Here is a 15,437-nt window from a genome sequence, read left to right on the forward strand (position 1 = left end):
ACCAGCATCGAGGGGAGCCGCACCATGCGCGCAGCGGTACTGCACGAGATCGGCCAGGAAAAGCTGGAGGTCCTCGACGACGTCGAAGCGGTGGGCTTCGGCCCGGGCAAGGTCAGGGTCCGGGTGCGGGCCGCCGGGCTGTGCCACTCGGACCTGTCCGCGATGAGCGGGGTGCTGCCGCAGCCCGCGCCGTTCGTGCCGGGCCACGAGGGCGCGGGCGAGATCCTCGAAGTCGGGGACGGCGTACGGAACGTGAAGCCCGGGGACCGGGTCGTCATCTGCTGGCTGCCCGCCTGCGGCGCCTGCCCGGCCTGCGGGCGCGGCCAGAGCGAGCTGTGCCTGGCCGGCTTCATGAACGCAGGCACCCCGAACTTCAAGCGCTCCGCCGGCGGCACTTCGGACGTATTCGGCTTCGCCGGCACCGGCACCTTCGCCGAGGAGGTCGTGGTCGACGCCGGCTGCGCGGTCCCCGTCCCCGAGGACGTGCCCTTCGACATCGCCGCGCTGATCGGCTGCGGGGTCACCACCGGCCTCGGCGCCGCCCTCAACACCGCCGATCTCCAGGCCGGTTCGACGGTCGCCGTCATCGGGTGCGGAGGCGTCGGCATCTCCGCCGTGCAGGGCGCGCGGCTGAAGGGCGCCGCCGAGATCGTCGCCGTGGACCCGGTGGCCTCCCGGCGCGAGTCGGCTCTCAAGTTCGGCGCCACGAAGGCCGTTTCGCCGGACGGACTGGCCGACGCCAAGCAGCAGGTCACCGGCGGCGAGGGCTTCGACTACGTCTTCGAGGTCGTCGGCAGGTCGGCCACCGCCCGCACCGCGTACGAGAACACCCGGCGCGGCGGCACCCTCGTCGTGGTCGGCGCCGGCGCCATGGACGACTTCCTGCAGCTCAACATGTTCGAGCTGTTCTTCGACGAGAAGCGCATCCTGCCGTCCATGTACGGCGGCGGCGACGTGCTGCGCTCCTACGAGCGCGCGATCGCCCTGTGGCGGGCCGGCCGTATCGACCTGGCGGGCCTGATCACCCACCGGGTCCGGCTGGCGGAGATCAACGAGGCACTGGACCAGATGCGTACCGGGACGGCCCTGCGTACGTGCATCGAGATCTGAGGACGGGGACCGGCATGGCACTGCCACTTGAGGGTCTGTCCGCCCTCGTCACCGGCGCCGGACGCGGGCTGGGCCGGGCCGAGGCCCTGGAACTCGCCCGGCTCGGCGCGGCCGTCGTCGTCAACGACTACGGACGGCCCGGCAGGGACGGCTCGGGCGAGGCCTCGGCGGGCCCGGCCGAAGAGGTCGCCGCCGAGATACGCGACCAGGGCGGCCGGGCGGTCGCCCACACCGGGGACGTCGCCGACTTCCAGCAGGCCGAGGAACTGGTCCGGTTGGCGATCGGTGAGTTCGGCAAGCTGGACATCCTCGTCAACAACGCGGGCATCCTGCGCGACCGCATGGTCTTCTCCATGACCGAGGACGAGTGGGACTCGGTGATCCGCGTCCACCTCAAGGGCCACTTCAACACCACCCACTTCGCCGCCGCGCACTGGCGGGAGCGGTCCAAGGCGGCCGGGGGAGCGAAGGTCTACGGGCGGATCGTGAACACCTCCTCGGAGGCGTTCCTCGCCGGTTCCGCCGGACAGCCCAACTACGCCGCCGCGAAAGGCGGCATCGTCGGCCTGACCACCTCCACCGCCCTCGCCCTCGCCAGGTACGGCGTCACGGCCAACGCCATCTGCCCGCGCGCCCGGACCCGGATGACCGAGGACGTCTTCGCCGGCTTCCAGCGGCCGGAGGAGGGCCTGGACCCGCTGGCCCCCGAGCATGTCGCCCCGCTCGTCGGCTATCTGGCCGCACCGGCCGCCGCCGGGATCAACGGCCAGCTGCTCGTCGTCCACGGCGGCATGGTCGCGATCGTCGAACGGCCGCGTGTGCAGGCGAAGTTCGACAGCAAGCAGGAGACGTTCACGTACGACGAACTCGACGCGCTGCTGACCCCGCACTACGCGGACCGGCCGGCGGGGGAGACCTTCGCGGCGATGGAGGTGCTGGGGCTCAAACGGGGCTGAGACAAAGAGGAACGGGGGGCGCCCGTCGGGCACCCCCCGTTCCCTGTGACCGTCAGGCAGCCGCCTCGGCGGTCTCCTCCGCCGGCTTGCGGTGCCGGCCGTGCGCGGTCGTCTCGTTCTCCTGGACCGCGATCGGGCCCCGGTGCCGGCCGTGACCGGCAGCCTCGGAAGAGTCGGCAGACAGCTGCTCCATCGTGCTGGTCTCACTCATCGGACGTATTCACCCCGTCAACATGATCTTTCGTACAGCCGGGCGAGTGTAACCGGCACACCGCGGGCCGAATCCAGGCGCACACGCCAACCGGCACTAGTTCGTTACAAGACGTCCCAGGGGTGCCTGCTGCAACGGCACCGGACGGACCGCAGGCGGCTCCGGAATGTTACCTTCCGTCGGCTCGGGCGCCGGTTCCACAGGCCCCGGAGGGTCCGGTTCCGCCGGCTCCCGCGACGCCCCGGGCGCCCCGCAAGCCGTGCCGTCCCGGCCCGGACCCTCCAGACCCGCCTCCCCCGGTCCCGGGGCCACGGCAGTACCGCTTCCCGTGGCCGTCTCCCCCCGGGGCGCCGTCAGCTCCGCCACACCGCACGGAGTCTCCCGCGTGGCGTACGGCAGCCGCAGCACCCCGTCCCGTGTCCACAGCCCGGCCCCGGCCAGCCACCCCGCGGGCGGCGGGAGATGGCTCACCCGCCGCCCGGACGGCCGCCAGATGCCCAGCCAGCTGTTGCCGAACGGCCCGTCGACGCGCAGCGCCACCGCGCAGTTCTCCGGCATCAGCACCTGTCCGGGCTGGATCGCGAACGGCGTCACCGCACAGTCCGGCACCCTGAGGCACTCCGGGAAGCGCACCGGCAGCGTGCTGCCGAGCACGCCCCAGCCCAATCGTTCCTGCCCCGGCGAGGGCGCGTCGGAGGAGATGAGCAGCAGCCCGCTGTCGAGGTCGGCGAGCAGCAGCCGGTCGTCGCTCCCGGCCGCGATCTGCAGCAGCGGCGAGACCTCGGCCCGCTCCAGGTCCACCACGACCGTCTTGACCGGCCCGCCGGCCGGCTCCCGGTCCAGCGCCAGCATCCGCCCGGCGCGGTCCAGCCAGACCCCGCCCGAGCAGCGCCCCGGCACCTCCGCGAGCCGCTGCGGCCCGAACACCCCGCCCGCCACCAGCCAGACCACGCTCGATCGCGGGCCGACGGCGAGGGCGTACGCCCGCGAGCCACCCGGGGCGGGCGGCAGCAGGGTGAGCCGGGTGCCGGGCTCGGGGCACTCCACCGCGCCCAGCGGCAGCTCGCCGGTGCCGGGGCCGGTCGGGTACAGCAGCGAGAAGGCGTGCCGGTGCTCGATCAGCCGGTGGATCAGCACCCTGCCGTCGGACAGCGGCTGCACCTCGGTGCCGGGCTCCTCCGGCTGGTTGCCGGGCAGCGGCACCGCGTACGGCTCCGGGCCGTCCAGCGTCCAGCGCTCCGGGAACCAGCACTCGCCGGCCGGCGCGAGCCGCGCGCCGTACGTCCCGTCCGCCGTGATGACGCACCCCGCCTCCGGCATCCCGCCGGCCCCGTCCGTGGACGGGGTTTCGATCGCACAGGCCGTCATGGTTCGGTCACCTCCGGCGACGAAGCTAGTTTTCGCACGCGCGGGCGTGGGACCGGCCGACCACGGCTTCACACATACGGGTGGCGCAGAAGCGATTCACCTGAGGAAAACGGGACCTTTGTGCTGAGCGGGGGCAGAGCGCGTGGATACGGTACGGCCGCTCGGACCAGCCAGGTAGCCTTTCCCTCGTGCCCCGTCTGTCTGAAGTCATCGCCGCGCTGGAGAACCTGTGGCCCGCCGAGCGGGCCGAGTCCTGGGACGCGGTCGGCACGGTCGTGGGCGACCCCGACCAGGAGGTCACCCGGGTCCTGTTCGCCGTGGACCCCGTGCGGGAGATCGTCGACGAGGCGGTGAAGCTCGGCGCCGACCTGCTGGTCACCCACCACCCGCTCTACCTGCGGGGGACGACCACGGTCGCGGCGAGCCACTTCAAGGGCCGGGTCGTGCACACGCTGATCAAGAACGACATCGCGCTGCACGTGGCCCACACCAACGCCGACACGGCCGATCCGGGTGTCTCGGACGCGCTCGCGGGCGCCCTCGACCTGCGTGTCGTACGACCGCTGGTGCCGGACCCGACCGACCCGGCGGGCCGCCGGGGCCTCGGCCGGGTGTGCGAGCTGGACCACCCGGTGACCGTCCGTGAACTGGCGGCCCGGGCCGCCGAGCGGCTGCCCGCCACCGCGCAGGGCATCCGGGTGGCCGGTGACGCCGATGCCGTCGTCCGCACGGTCGCCGTCAGCGGCGGCTCCGGCGACAGCCTCTTCGACCAGGTCCGCGCGGCCGGCGTCGACGCCTTCCTCACCGCCGACCTGCGCCACCACCCGGCGAGCGAGGCCGTCGCCCACAGCCCGCTCGCGCTGCTCGACGCGGCGCACTGGGCCACCGAGTGGCCCTGGTGCGAGCTGGCCGCAGCCCAGCTCGACGAGATCTCCGACCGCCACGGCTGGGACCTTCGCGTCCACGTCTCCAAGACGGTCACCGACCCCTGGACCGCCCACGCGGCGTCCACGACTACAACTGCAGGAGCCCCCAACTGAACGCCGCGCCCGCCGACCAGATCCGACTCCTCGACGTCCAGGACCTCGACGTCCGCCTGCAGCAGCTCGCGCACAAGCGGAGGTCCCTGCCCGAGCACGTCGAGATCGACGCGCTGACCAAGGACCTCACCCAGCTGCGGGACCTGCTCGTCGCCGCGCAGACCGAGGAGAGCGACACCGCCCGCGAGCAGACCAAGGCCGAGCAGGACGTGGACCAGGTGCGCCAGCGCGCCGCCCGCGACCAGCAGCGCCTGGACTCCGGCGCGATCACCTCGCCGAAGGACCTGTCCAACCTCCAGCACGAGATCGCCTCCCTCGCCAAGCGGCAGGGTGACCTGGAGGACATCGTCCTGGAGGTCATGGAGCGCCGCGAGGCCGCGCAGGAGCGGGTGAACGAGCTGACCGAGCGGGTCGGTTCGGTGCAGTCGAAGATCGACGACGCGGGCCGCCGGCGGGACGCCGCGTTCGAGGAGATCGACGGCGAGGTGGCGACGGTGACGAAGGAGCGCGAGGTCGTCGCGGGCACCATCCCCGCCGACCTCCTCAAGCTCTACGACAAGCTGCGCGCGCAGCAGGGCGGCATCGGCGCGGCCAAGCTGTACGCCCGCACCTGCCAGGGCTGCCGGCAGGAGCTGGCGATCACCGAGCTGAACGAGATCCGCTCGGCGGCGCCGGACACCGTGGTGCGCTGCGAGAACTGCCGCCGCATCCTGGTGCGTACGGCCGAGTCGGGCCTGTAAGAGACGTAAGGGGCTTGGGGCGTGCGGGAGTTCATCGTCGAGGCGGACGGCGGATCACGGGGCAACCCGGGCCCCGCGGGCTACGGGGCGGTCGTCCGGGACGCGGCCACGGGTGAGCCCCTGACGGAGGCCGCGGAGTACATCGGCATCGCCACGAACAACGTGGCCGAGTACCGCGGCCTCCTGGCCGGCCTCAGCGCCGCCCGCGCCCTCGACCCGACGGCCACGGTGCACGTCCGCATGGACTCCAAGCTCGTCATCGAGCAGATGTCGGGCCGCTGGAAGATCAAACACCCGGACATGAAGCCCCTGGCGACACAGGCACGATCGGTCCTGCCCCCGGACCAGGTCACCTACGAGTGGATCCCGCGAGAGCAGAACAAGTACGCGGACCGTTTGGCGAACGAGGCGATGGACGCGGGCACGAAGGGCGAACAGTGGTCGCCGTCCCGGTCCACGGCAGCTCTCGGCGAGCAGCGCCCCACCGCCCCCGAGGAGCAGCACGTCTCCACACCGGGCTGGGGCAGCGCCCCGGACCTCGGGGCCCCTGCCACCTTCGTGCTGCTCCGGCACGGCGAAACCCCCCTCACTCCCCAGAAACGCTTCTCCGGCAGCGGCGGCACCGACCCCTCCCTCTCCGACGCCGGTCGCGAACAGGCCCGCCGCACGGCCGAGGCACTCGCACGGCGCGGCACCGTCCAGGCCGTCATCGCCTCCCCCCTCACCCGCACCCGCGAAACCGCCGGCATCGTCGCCGCCCGCCTGGGGCTGGACGTCACGATCGAAGACGGCCTGCGCGAAACGGACTTCGGCGCCTGGGAAGGCCTCACCTTCGGCGAGGTCCGCGACCGCCACCCCGACGACCTGAACGCCTGGCTCGCCGACCCCGAGGCCCACCCCACCGGCGGCGGCGAGAGCTTCGCCGAGACGGCCACGAGGATCGCCGCCACCCGGGACAAGCTGGTCGCCGCCCACGCGGGCCGCACGGTCCTGCTGGTCAGCCATGTGACCCCGATCAAGACGTTCGTCCGCCTGGCCCTCGGCGCCCCGCCCGAGTCCTTGTTCCGCATGGAACTCTCGGCGGCCTCCCTGTCGGCGGTGGCGTACTACGCGGACGGCAACGCGAGCGTCCGGCTCTTCAACGACACGTCCCACCTGCGTCCCTGACCCCGGCGAGCCGCGCGGCACCCCCCGCCAGCTCCTCGATCCGCGCCCAGTCCCCGCCGGCCACCGCGTCCTGCGGCACCATCCAACTGCCGCCCACACAGCCGACGTTGGGCAGGGAGAGGTACTCGGGCGCGGTCTTCGGCCCGATCCCGCCCGTGGGGCAGAAGCGGGCCTGCGGCAACGGCCCGGCCAGCGACCTCAGATAGGCCGTACCGCCCGCCGCCTGCGCCGGGAAGAACTTCATCTCCCGCACCCCGCGCTCCAGCAGCGCCACGACCTCCGAGGCGGTCGACACCCCGGGCAGGCACGGCACCCCGGACCCGCGCATCGCCGCCAGCAGCGCGTCCGTCCACCCGGGGCTGACCAGGAACCGCGCCCCCGCCGCCACACACGCGCCGACCTGCTCCGACGTGATCACCGTGCCCGCGCCGACGACGGCCTGCGGCACCTCGGCGGCGATCGCGCGGATCGCGTCCAGCGCGGCCGGCGTCCTGAGTGTCACCTCGATCGCCGGCAGCCCGCCCGCCACCAGCGCCCGCGCCAGCGGTACGGCGTCGGCGACGGCGGAGACGACCACCACGGGCACGACGGGGGCGAGATCCAGCACGGAGGCAGGAGGGGAGCAGGGCAGCGGTTCCGGCATGCCCTCATCGTGCCGACCCGGTGCATCACCCGCAACGGTCGTTGCACATGCTGCAATACGCCTGCCTTCGGGTCAGTGGATCTCCTCCACCAGCACATCCAGCGACCACGCCTTGCCCGCCCGGCCCGGCGCCTGCGCCTCCACGACGTACCCCAGCTCCCGCAGCACCTCGACCAGCTCGGCGGGCTCCTTCGGCGCGGCACCGGCCGACAGCAGACTGCGCACGATCCGCCCCTTCGTCGCCTTGTTGAAGTGGCTGACCACCTTCCGGGTCGGCGCGTGCAGCACCCGTACGGTCGCCGTACGCCCCGCGACCCCGCCCTTCGGCTTCCAGGCCGCCGCGTACGCCGAGGAGCGCAGATCCAGCACCAGGCCGTCCCCGGCCGCCTCGGGCAGCACCTCGGCCATCGGCGCCCGCCAGTGCCCGGCCAGCGCGCCGAGCCCCGGCAGCTTCACCCCCATCGAGCAGCGGTAGGAGGGGATCCGGTCCGTGACCCGTACGGCGCCCCACAGGCCGGAGAACACCAGCAGCGAGCGGGCCGCGCGCCTCTTCGCCGCGGTGTCCAGCGTGGCCAGGCCGAGGGTGTCGTAGAGGACACCGGTGTAGATCTCCCCGGCGGGGCGGGCGCCGGCCGTCGGCAGGCCCGCGTTCTTCGCGACCTCGCCGCGCAGCCCCTCGCTGAGCCCGAGCACCTCGCGTGCCTTCTCCTCGTCACCGGTGCACAGCTCGACGAGCTCGGTGAGCACGGCCTCCCGCGCGGCGGTCAGCCCCGGCAGGGACAGCGACCCGAGCTCCAGCGGGGCACCCGCGCCCGGGTTCGCCTTGCCTTCCGAGGGCGGCAGCAGGACCAGCAACACGTACTCCTTACGTAGACCTCCGCGACAGGGTACGGCGTGCCACCCTCGCGCCCTCGACCTACGCTCGCTGTATGCCCCGCCGCAGGATCCGCGTGACCGGCGCCCCCGAAGCCCCCTTGCGGGCCGCGCTCGCCGCACTGCGCAGCGAACTCAAGATCCCCGAGGACTTTCCCCCCGAGGTCCAGGAGGAGGCCGAGCGCGCGGCGAAGGCGCCCGCCCCGCGGTCGTACGACGCCACGGACATCCCCTTCTTCACGCTCGACCCGCCGGCCTCCACCGACCTCGACCAGGCCACCCACCTGTCCCGGCAGGGCACCGGCTACCGGGTCCGGTACGCCATCGCCGACGTCGCCGCCTTCGTCGTACCCGGCGGAGCGCTGGACGCGGAGGCGCACCGGCGGGTGAACACCCTGTACTTCCCCGACGGGAGGATCCCGCTGCACCCCACCGTGCTCAGCGAGGGCGCGGCCAGCCTGCTGCCGGGCCGGACCCGGCCGGCCGTGCTGTGGACGATCGACCTGGATGCCGAGGGCCGTACCCTCGCCGTCGACGTGCGCCGCGCGCTGGTCCGCAGCCGGGCCAAGCTCGACTACGCGCGCGTGCAGAAGGAGATCGACGCCGGGACCGCCGAGGAACCGGTCGCGCTGCTCAAGGAGATCGGCGAGGCCCGGGAACGGCAGGAGACCGAGCGCGGCGGCATCTCCCTGAACGTGCCCGAGCAGCAGATCACCGAGCAGGACCACACCTACGTCCTCGGCTACCGGGCCCCGCTGCCCGCCGACGGCTGGAACGCCCAGGTCTCGCTCCTCACCGGCATGGCCGCCGCCGACCTGATGCTCGCCTGCGGCACCGGCGTGCTGCGTACCCTGCCCGCCGCCCCCGACGGCGCCGTCGCCCGGCTGCGCCGCACCGCGACCGCGCTGCACATCGACTGGCCGCACCATGTGTCGTACGCGGCGCTGATCCGCACCCTCGACCCGCACAACACCCGCCATGCGGCCTTCCTCCAGGAGTGCACCACGCTGCTGCGCGGCGCCGGCTACACCGTCTTCCGGGACGGCGTCCTGCCCGCGATCACCACGCACTCCGCCGTGGCCGCCCCCTACACCCACTGCACCGCCCCACTGCGCCGCCTGGCCGACCGCTACGCCTCGGAGATCTGCCTCGCGGCCGCCGCCGGCCAGGCCACGCCCGGCTGGGTGCTCGCCGCGCTCGACGCGCTGCCCCGGCGGATGGCCGACGGCTCCCGGATCGCCGGCACGGTCGAGCGCGAGTGCGTGGACATCGTGGAGGCCGCCCTGCTCAAGGACCGGGTCGGGGAGGTGTTCGAAGGCTGTGTGGTGGACATCGACGAGCACCGCCCGACCGTCGGGACCGTCCAGGTGGACTCGCCGGCGGTCATCGGCCGGATCGAGGGTGACCGGTTGCCGCTGGGTGAGCGCTTGCGGGTGCGGCTGAGCCGGGCCGAGCCGGGTACGACGAAGATCCTGTTCACGCCCGCGTGAGCGCCCGCACGGGGTTGCGGGTGCCGTGCCGCGGATGACGGCGGTCAGTTTCCACCCGAGGTTCATCGCGTCGCCGGTGCCGAGGTTCAGCCCCTGCCGCCGAACGGCGAGTGCACATGCGCCGCGTCGCCCGCCAGCAGGACCCGGCCCTTGCGGTACTCCGTCACCTGCCGGGCGTTGTCCGTGTGCCGGGTCGCCGAGACCACCTTGGTGATGGTGACCTCGGGCACGCCCGACACCCGGCGCAGGCAGGTGCGTGCCCGGGCCCGCCAGGGCGTCGAGGAGGTGGAGCGGGCGCCGGGCGCCGCCCTCGCCGAGGCCCGCGCGCCCGTCCCGGACCTGCCGGCGGCCCTGGCCGTGGCGGCCTGCCGGACGGTCTTCGTCGCCTCCGTGCGCCGGCTCATGGCGGGTGACCCGGCGGACGAGGTGGCGCGGGACCATCGCGCCCGGCTGGAGGCCGCGTTCACGGCTCTGGAGCGGACGGGCCTTGATCGCCGGCACCGTTAGCCGTACGTTCCGCCTTCCCGGTCGCCCTCACCATGCGCACCCTCGCCGACCGGCTTCGCGGGCCTGTGCGGCCGGCTCGCCCGCATCTCGCCGGTTTTTCGCGGACGCCGGCCGGACACGGCATGGAAGCGGGGCCCGAAGGCGTTGCACCCTTGGCACGGCTTTTCAGCGCGACCGGTACGACAAGGGGGTGTTCCATGGCGGAACAGGCGCTGTGGACGCGCGCCAGACTGGGCCACGGCGGACCCCCGCTCGACCTCCTGACCGCGAACTTCCGCCGGCACACCTACGCCCCGCACGCCCACGACGAGTACACGATCGGCGTCTGCGTCGGCGGCAGCGAGGTCATCGACTACCGGGGCGGCCACATCCGCACCGGCCCCGGCACGATCGTCGTCCTCGACCCCGGCGAGATGCACACCGGCGGCCCCGGCAACGCCACCGACGGCTACGCCTACCGCGCCCTGTACGCCGAGCCGTCCCTCCTGACCGACGGCGTCCTCGGCGGGCTGCCGTACTTCCGCGAACCGCTCCTCGAGGACCCCGAACTCGCCGCCGCGCTGCGCCTCGCCCACACCGAACTCAGCGTCTGCCCCGACCCGCTGGAGGCGGAGTCCCGGATGCCCTGGCTGCTGACGGCCCTGGCCCGCCGCCACTCCACCGCCAGACACTGCACCGACCTGGTCCCCGGCGCGAGCACGATCGCCCTGACCGTCCGCGACCGCCTGGCCGACGAGCTCACCGCCCCGCCGACCCTCGCCTCCCTCGCCGCCGACCTGGGCCTGTCCCGCTACCAGCTCCTGCGGGCCTTCCGTACGACCATGGGGATACCGCCGTACGCCTGGCTCGCCCAGTACCGGGTGACCCGGGCCCGCGCGCTGCTCGCTGCCGGGCTGCGTCCGGCCGAGGTGGCGGGGCTGGTGGGCTTCGCCGACCAGGCGCACCTGACCCGCTGGTTCCGCCGGGTGCTCGGGGTGACCCCGGCGGCCTACCGCAACAGCGTTCAAGACGCGCCCTGAAGGTCTGGCCGAAACTCACCGCATGACTGCACGAGGCTGGTTCCTGTTCTCCCTCATGGGAGTGATCTGGGGCATCCCCTATCTGATGATCAAGGTGGCGGTGGGCGAGGTGTCCCCGCCGGTGGTCGTGTTCACACGCTGCGCGCTCGGCGCGGTCCTGCTGCTCCCCTTCGCCCTGCGCCAGGGCGGCCTGTCCCGGACCGTACGCACCCACTGGCGCCCCATGCTGGCCTTCGCGTGCCTGGAGATCATCGTCCCCTGGTTCACCCTCACCGACGCCGAACGGCATCTGTCCAGCTCGACCGCCGGTCTGCTGATCGCGGGCGTGCCGATCGTGGGCGTGATCGCATCCCGCCTCCTCGGCGACACGGAACACCTGGGAGCCCGCCGGCTGACCGGTCTCGCCCTGGGTCTGGGCGGCGTGACGGTCCTGACCCTGCCGCACCTGACCGGCGGCGACGCCCGCTCCCTGGCCGAGGTGCTGGTGACGGTCCTGGGCTACGCGACCGCCCCGCTGATAGCCGCGCGCCGCATGAAGGACGTCCCCTCGCTGCACCTGACGGCGGCCTGTCTGACCCTGGCGGCCGTGGTCTACGCCCCGGTGGCGATCGCGGTGCGTCCGTCGTCCGTGCCCTCGTCCTCCGCCCTGGCGGCCCTGGCCGGCCTCGGTGTGCTCTGCACGGCCGTCGCCTTCGTGGCGTTCCTGGAGCTGATCAAGGAGGCGGGCCCGACCCGGGCCACGGTGATCACCTACGTCAACCCGGCGGTCGCGGTGGCGGCGGGCGCGGTCTTCCTGAACGAGCGGCTGACCCCCACGGTCCTGGTCGCCTTCGCCCTCATCCTGGCGGGCTCGGTCCTGGCCACGGCCGCCGGTCCGCGCCGGGCCCGGCGCCCGGTACCATGGTCGACACGGCAGACGAGCCGGGCGGACGGCCGCGTGGAGTCCCCCTAGGGGGCTTCCCGAGGAACGTCCGGGCTCCACAGGGCAGGGTGGTGGCTAACGGCCACCCGGGGTGACCCGCGGGACAGTGCCACAGAAAGCAGACCGCCCGGGGCTTTTGGCCCCTGGTAAGGGTGAAACGGTGGTGTAAGAGACCACCAGTGCCCAGGGTGACCTGGGCAGCTAGGTAAACCCCACCCGGAGCAAGGTCAAGAGGGGCGCCGTGAAAAGCGCCCTGCGCGGACGTTCGAGGGCTGCCCGCCCGAGTCCGCGGGTAGACCGCACGAGGCCGGTGGCAACACCGGCCCTAGATGGATGGCCGTCGCCCCGGCGCCCGCGAGGGCACCGGGGAACAGAACCCGGCGTACAGCCCGACTCGTCTGCCATTGGGCCCGACCAGGGGAAACGACCTGGTCAGGGCCCGTTTTACTGTGCTCGTGCCGACCAGCGGCTTCGCCGTGGTGATCTGGTGGTTCCCCAGCGGTGTCGGGTGGTCGTCGCCGGAGGTCGGTGATCTGCCGGTGATCTGTCGGTGATCTGTCGGTGGCCGCCAGGACATTGGAGCTTGTCGGCGCCGGCCATCAACGGCACCGGTCACCAGCACCGCATCGTCCCGACCTGCTGCTACGGCTTCCCCCTGCGTGACCTGCCGGGTGTCAGTCCAGCGGGTCCACGATCAGGAAGGAAGCCACCATGACCTCCGACGTCACGATCATCGGCGCCGGGCTCGGCGGCCTCACGCTCGCCCGCGTCCTGCACGTCCACGGCATACCGGCCACGGTCTACGAGGCGGAGCCCTCGCCCGCCGCACGTTCGCAGGGCGGGATGCTCGACATCCACGACTACAACGGACAACTCGCCCTTGAAGCTGCTGACTTGATGAAGGAATTCCGTGGTCTCGTCCTGGAGGGCCGCCAGGCGATGCGGATCCTCGACCCGGACGGGACCGTCCTGTTCGAGAAGACCGACGACGGCACGGGGGGACGCCCCGAAGTCCTGCGCGGCGAGCTGCGGCAGGTCCTGCTCGACTCACTACCGGCCGGCACCGTCCGGTGGGGGCACAAGGCCGGCAGCACCCGCACCCTCGGCGACGGTCGGCACGAGGTGACGTTCGCCGACGGCAGCACCCTCGTCACCGGCCTGCTGGTCGGCGCGGACGGCGCGTGGTCACGGGTCCGGCCGCTGCTCTCCACCGCCACACCCGAGTACATCGGCAAGTCGGTCGTCGAGACCTACCTGTTCGAGGCCGACACCCGGCACCCCGCCGCCGCGAAAGCGGTCGGCGGCGGGTCGATGATCGCGCCCACGCCGGGCAGGGAGCTCTTCGCCCACCGGGAGAGGGACGACACCCTGCACGCCTACGTGGGGCTGTCCGAGCCGCAGGACTGGTTCGCCGCCATCGATTTCACCGATGCCGCCGTGGCCACCGCGCGGATCGCGGCAGAGTTCGACGGCTGGGCGCCGGAGCTCACCGCGCTGATCACCGACGGCGACATCGCGCCGGTCCTGCGCCCCCTCTACGCTCTGCCCGCCGGACACCGGTGGGACCGGGTGCCCGGGGTGACCCTGCTCGGCGACGCCGCCCACCTCTCGGCCCCGAACGGCGAAGGCGCCAACCTGGCCATGCTCGACGGCGCCGAACTCGGCAAGGCCCTCGCCGCGCACCCCGGCGACATCGAGGCCGCGCTCACCGCATACGAGCAGGCCATGTTCTCCCGCAGTGCCGAGGCTGCCACCTTCGCAGGTGCCGAGGCCCACGGGAGCGACTCCGACCAGATCACGGCCCAGGACCTGGTCACCGCGTTCACCCGGCACGAACAGTCCCGATAGGGCATGCGCCCAAGGTGTTCGCCGTCGTGCGGGCCGCGGGGCCTCGACGAACCGGCCGAGAGCCCCCGCGAGGGCCGCACGGCGAAGCCGGCCATCAGGCGGGACCTGTTCGCTCGAGCAGCCACACCGCGTCCGCGTGGAACACCGTCCGATAGGTCGTGTGCGGGTAGTGGCCGGTCAACGTGGACGGCTCGATCTGCCCCTGCCACCACGTCCCCGGCCCCTGGTCCAGCAGGATCCACTCGGGCGGTGCCGGGCATTGCAGCCAGCACACCTCGTCACGGGCACCGAGCGACGCCAGCTGGCCCATGCTCGTGGCCACCCACTGGCCGGACGGGATCATCCGCTCGGCGTGCGCCGCCGCCTGGATGTGCGGGGGTGTGCGGTAGGTGCCCGGCTGCCACAACTGGTTGAGCGGCGACTGGAACACCATCGTCGCGCCCACGGCCGCCATCAGCGCCGGACCGTGCGCGGCAAGCCAGGGCGACACGCCCCGCGCCCACGACGGCCGGCCCGCGGCCCGCAACCGGTGCAGCCCGTCGACCGCGGCGACGAACAGGATCGGCATCGCCGTCGCGTTGTAATGCCAGTCGGTACCCCAGTACGCCGGGTTCGACGAGATCAGGCGCAGCCCCAGGGCCGGCACGGCGGCGAGCACCAGCGGGGAGCGCAGAGCGAGGCCGGCCGTGGGAAGCAGGAGAAGGGCAAGCAGCGGTCCCTTCGTCTCCCAGCCGGACGCGAGGACACCGAGGTGGTGTGAGCCGTCCTTCCAGTACGGGTAGGCATGATTCGGGTTCATCGCCGGTATGAGGATCCAGATGGCCAGGAGCGACCAGCCGGCTCCCCAGGCGGCGAGGAGTGCGCCCGCGAGCCGCTGCCGGTAGGCGAGCGCGATGATCAGGCCGATCGCGGCGAGGGTCCAGCCCTGGTCCTCTTTCACCCACACCAGAGGGGCGGCCCACCACACAGCGGGCCACGCCCGCCGGCGGGCCAGCGCGGACAGGGAGCAGGCCAGCAGCAGCACCGCGAACGCCACCTCGTGGAAGTCCGACCAGACCATGGCGGACAGGCCCCACGACAGACCGTAGGCGGCGGTGATCAGCCGGGCCTCGCCCCGCGTCAGCAGCTCGGCTGCCGCACGGTGCACGGGCACGACGGACGCGGCGGCCAGCGCGGCCTGGGCGACGAGGAGCGTCACGGGGGACGGGAAGGCGCGGAAGAACGGGGCGAGCACCGCGACGACGGGCGAGAAATGATCTCCCAGGACGTCCATGCCCTTGATCGGCACCACGGGCGCCTGCCCTGTGGCGTAGCGGGCCACGGCTTCCGTGAAGATGCCGATGTCCCAGGAGGCGGGGTTGCCGGTCAGGTACCGGGCCACGGACAGGGTGACGTACACGGCGAACACCGTGGCGACTATCGCCCACAACACCGGATCCGCCGGCCGTATCCGGCGGACGGACACGGCACGACGAACGGCCGGCGGTATGTCGAATCTGCCGGATATGACGGGCACCTCTATAGGATCACCACTCCGTCACCG

14 protein-coding genes, 1 other RNA gene and 2 pseudogenes are annotated in these 15,437 nt (G+C 73.0%); 11 read left to right on the forward strand and 6 right to left on the reverse strand.

The window, feature by feature from the left end:
• Positions 1–24 precede the first annotated feature (24 nt).
• Positions 25–1,110 carry a Zn-dependent alcohol dehydrogenase gene (locus tag BFF78_RS29595; RefSeq protein WP_069781200.1) on the forward strand — a complete coding sequence of 362 codons (1,086 nt, stop codon included), beginning with the start codon at positions 25–27 and terminating at the stop codon, positions 1,108–1,110.
• A gap of 14 nt (positions 1,111–1,124) precedes the next feature.
• Positions 1,125–2,066: a 3-oxoacyl-ACP reductase gene (locus BFF78_RS29600; RefSeq protein ID WP_069781201.1), complete on the forward strand. Its 942-nt coding sequence runs from the start codon at positions 1,125–1,127 to the stop codon at positions 2,064–2,066.
• Between the two features lie 52 nt (positions 2,067–2,118).
• On the opposite strand, the gene BFF78_RS47015 is transcribed toward BFF78_RS29600, so the two are convergent.
• Together BFF78_RS47015 and BFF78_RS29605 are read right to left on the reverse strand one after the other, a co-directional pair.
• The gene (locus BFF78_RS47015) at positions 2,119–2,277 is read right to left on the reverse strand and encodes a hypothetical protein (RefSeq protein ID WP_099054958.1); all 159 of its coding nucleotides are present in this window, start codon (positions 2,275–2,277) and stop codon (positions 2,119–2,121) included.
• Positions 2,278–2,373: 96 nt separating this feature from the next.
• Positions 2,374–3,645 carry a hypothetical protein gene (locus BFF78_RS29605; protein ID WP_069781202.1) on the reverse strand — a complete coding sequence of 424 codons (1,272 nt, stop codon included), beginning with the start codon at positions 3,643–3,645 and terminating at the stop codon, positions 2,374–2,376.
• 188 nt (positions 3,646–3,833) lie between these two features.
• On the opposite strand from BFF78_RS29605, the gene BFF78_RS29610 reads away from it, so the two are divergent.
• From BFF78_RS29610 to BFF78_RS29620, 3 genes are read left to right on the forward strand one after another with little or no spacing between them, the layout of a single operon-like run.
• Positions 3,834–4,685, forward strand: coding sequence for a Nif3-like dinuclear metal center hexameric protein (locus BFF78_RS29610; protein WP_069781203.1), 852 nt, complete (start codon positions 3,834–3,836; stop codon positions 4,683–4,685).
• Complete coding sequence (locus BFF78_RS29615; RefSeq protein WP_079161872.1) at positions 4,682–5,425, forward strand: zinc ribbon domain-containing protein; 744 nt, start codon at positions 4,682–4,684, stop codon at positions 5,423–5,425. The genes BFF78_RS29610 and BFF78_RS29615 overlap by 4 nt, the downstream gene beginning before the upstream one ends.
• Before the next feature lie 21 nt (positions 5,426–5,446).
• The gene (locus BFF78_RS29620; RefSeq protein WP_069781204.1) at positions 5,447–6,592 is read left to right on the forward strand and encodes a bifunctional RNase H/acid phosphatase; all 1,146 of its coding nucleotides are present in this window, start codon (positions 5,447–5,449) and stop codon (positions 6,590–6,592) included.
• Here the strand turns inward: BFF78_RS29620 and eda are convergent.
• Positions 6,564–7,235: a bifunctional 4-hydroxy-2-oxoglutarate aldolase/2-dehydro-3-deoxy-phosphogluconate aldolase gene (gene eda, locus BFF78_RS29625; RefSeq protein ID WP_069781205.1), complete on the reverse strand. Its 672-nt coding sequence runs from the start codon at positions 7,233–7,235 to the stop codon at positions 6,564–6,566. The genes BFF78_RS29620 and eda overlap by 29 nt on opposite strands.
• 72 nt (positions 7,236–7,307) lie before the next feature.
• The gene (gene yaaA / locus BFF78_RS29630; RefSeq protein ID WP_069781206.1) at positions 7,308–8,090 is read right to left on the reverse strand and encodes a peroxide stress protein YaaA; all 783 of its coding nucleotides are present in this window, start codon (positions 8,088–8,090) and stop codon (positions 7,308–7,310) included.
• A gap of 74 nt (positions 8,091–8,164) precedes the next feature.
• Here yaaA and BFF78_RS29635 point away from each other — a divergent pair, with 74 nt between their 5' ends.
• Positions 8,165–9,598 carry an RNB domain-containing ribonuclease gene (locus BFF78_RS29635; RefSeq protein ID WP_069781207.1) on the forward strand — a complete coding sequence of 478 codons (1,434 nt, stop codon included), beginning with the start codon at positions 8,165–8,167 and terminating at the stop codon, positions 9,596–9,598.
• A gap of 18 nt (positions 9,599–9,616) precedes the next feature.
• On the opposite strand, the pseudogene BFF78_RS43790 reads toward BFF78_RS29635, so the two are convergent.
• Positions 9,617–9,849, reverse strand: a pseudogene (locus BFF78_RS43790) (FAD-dependent monooxygenase); the annotation flags it as partial.
• Between BFF78_RS43790 and BFF78_RS29640 the strand changes: the two are divergent.
• From BFF78_RS29640 to BFF78_RS29660, 5 genes and pseudogenes are all read left to right on the forward strand, one after another.
• Entirely contained in the window at positions 9,749–10,105 is a 357-nt protein-coding gene (locus BFF78_RS29640) for a hypothetical protein (protein WP_079161528.1), read from the forward strand. The pseudogene BFF78_RS43790 and the gene BFF78_RS29640 sit on opposite strands and share 101 nt — an antisense overlap.
• A 197-nt stretch (positions 10,106–10,302) precedes the next feature.
• Positions 10,303–11,124, forward strand: coding sequence for an AraC family transcriptional regulator (locus tag BFF78_RS29645; RefSeq protein WP_069781209.1), 822 nt, complete (start codon positions 10,303–10,305; stop codon positions 11,122–11,124).
• 85 nt (positions 11,125–11,209) lie between these two features.
• Positions 11,210–11,926: pseudogene (locus BFF78_RS50240) on the forward strand (DMT family transporter); the annotation flags it as partial.
• A gap of 115 nt (positions 11,927–12,041) precedes the next feature.
• Positions 12,042–12,447, forward strand: an RNA gene (gene rnpB, locus BFF78_RS29655) — RNase P RNA component class A.
• Between the two features lie 310 nt (positions 12,448–12,757).
• Positions 12,758–13,894, forward strand: a complete 1,137-nt coding sequence (locus BFF78_RS29660; RefSeq protein ID WP_069781211.1) for an FAD-dependent oxidoreductase — start codon at positions 12,758–12,760, stop codon at positions 13,892–13,894.
• Between the two features lie 94 nt (positions 13,895–13,988).
• Here the strand turns inward: BFF78_RS29660 and BFF78_RS29665 are convergent, their stop codons facing one another.
• Entirely contained in the window at positions 13,989–15,410 is a 1,422-nt protein-coding gene (locus BFF78_RS29665; protein WP_159033081.1) for a DUF2079 domain-containing protein, read from the reverse strand.
• Positions 15,411–15,437 lie beyond the last annotated feature (27 nt).

It is taken from the genome of Streptomyces fodineus (assembly GCF_001735805.1).
Lineage (GTDB): Bacteria > Actinomycetota > Actinomycetes > Streptomycetales > Streptomycetaceae > Streptomyces > Streptomyces fodineus.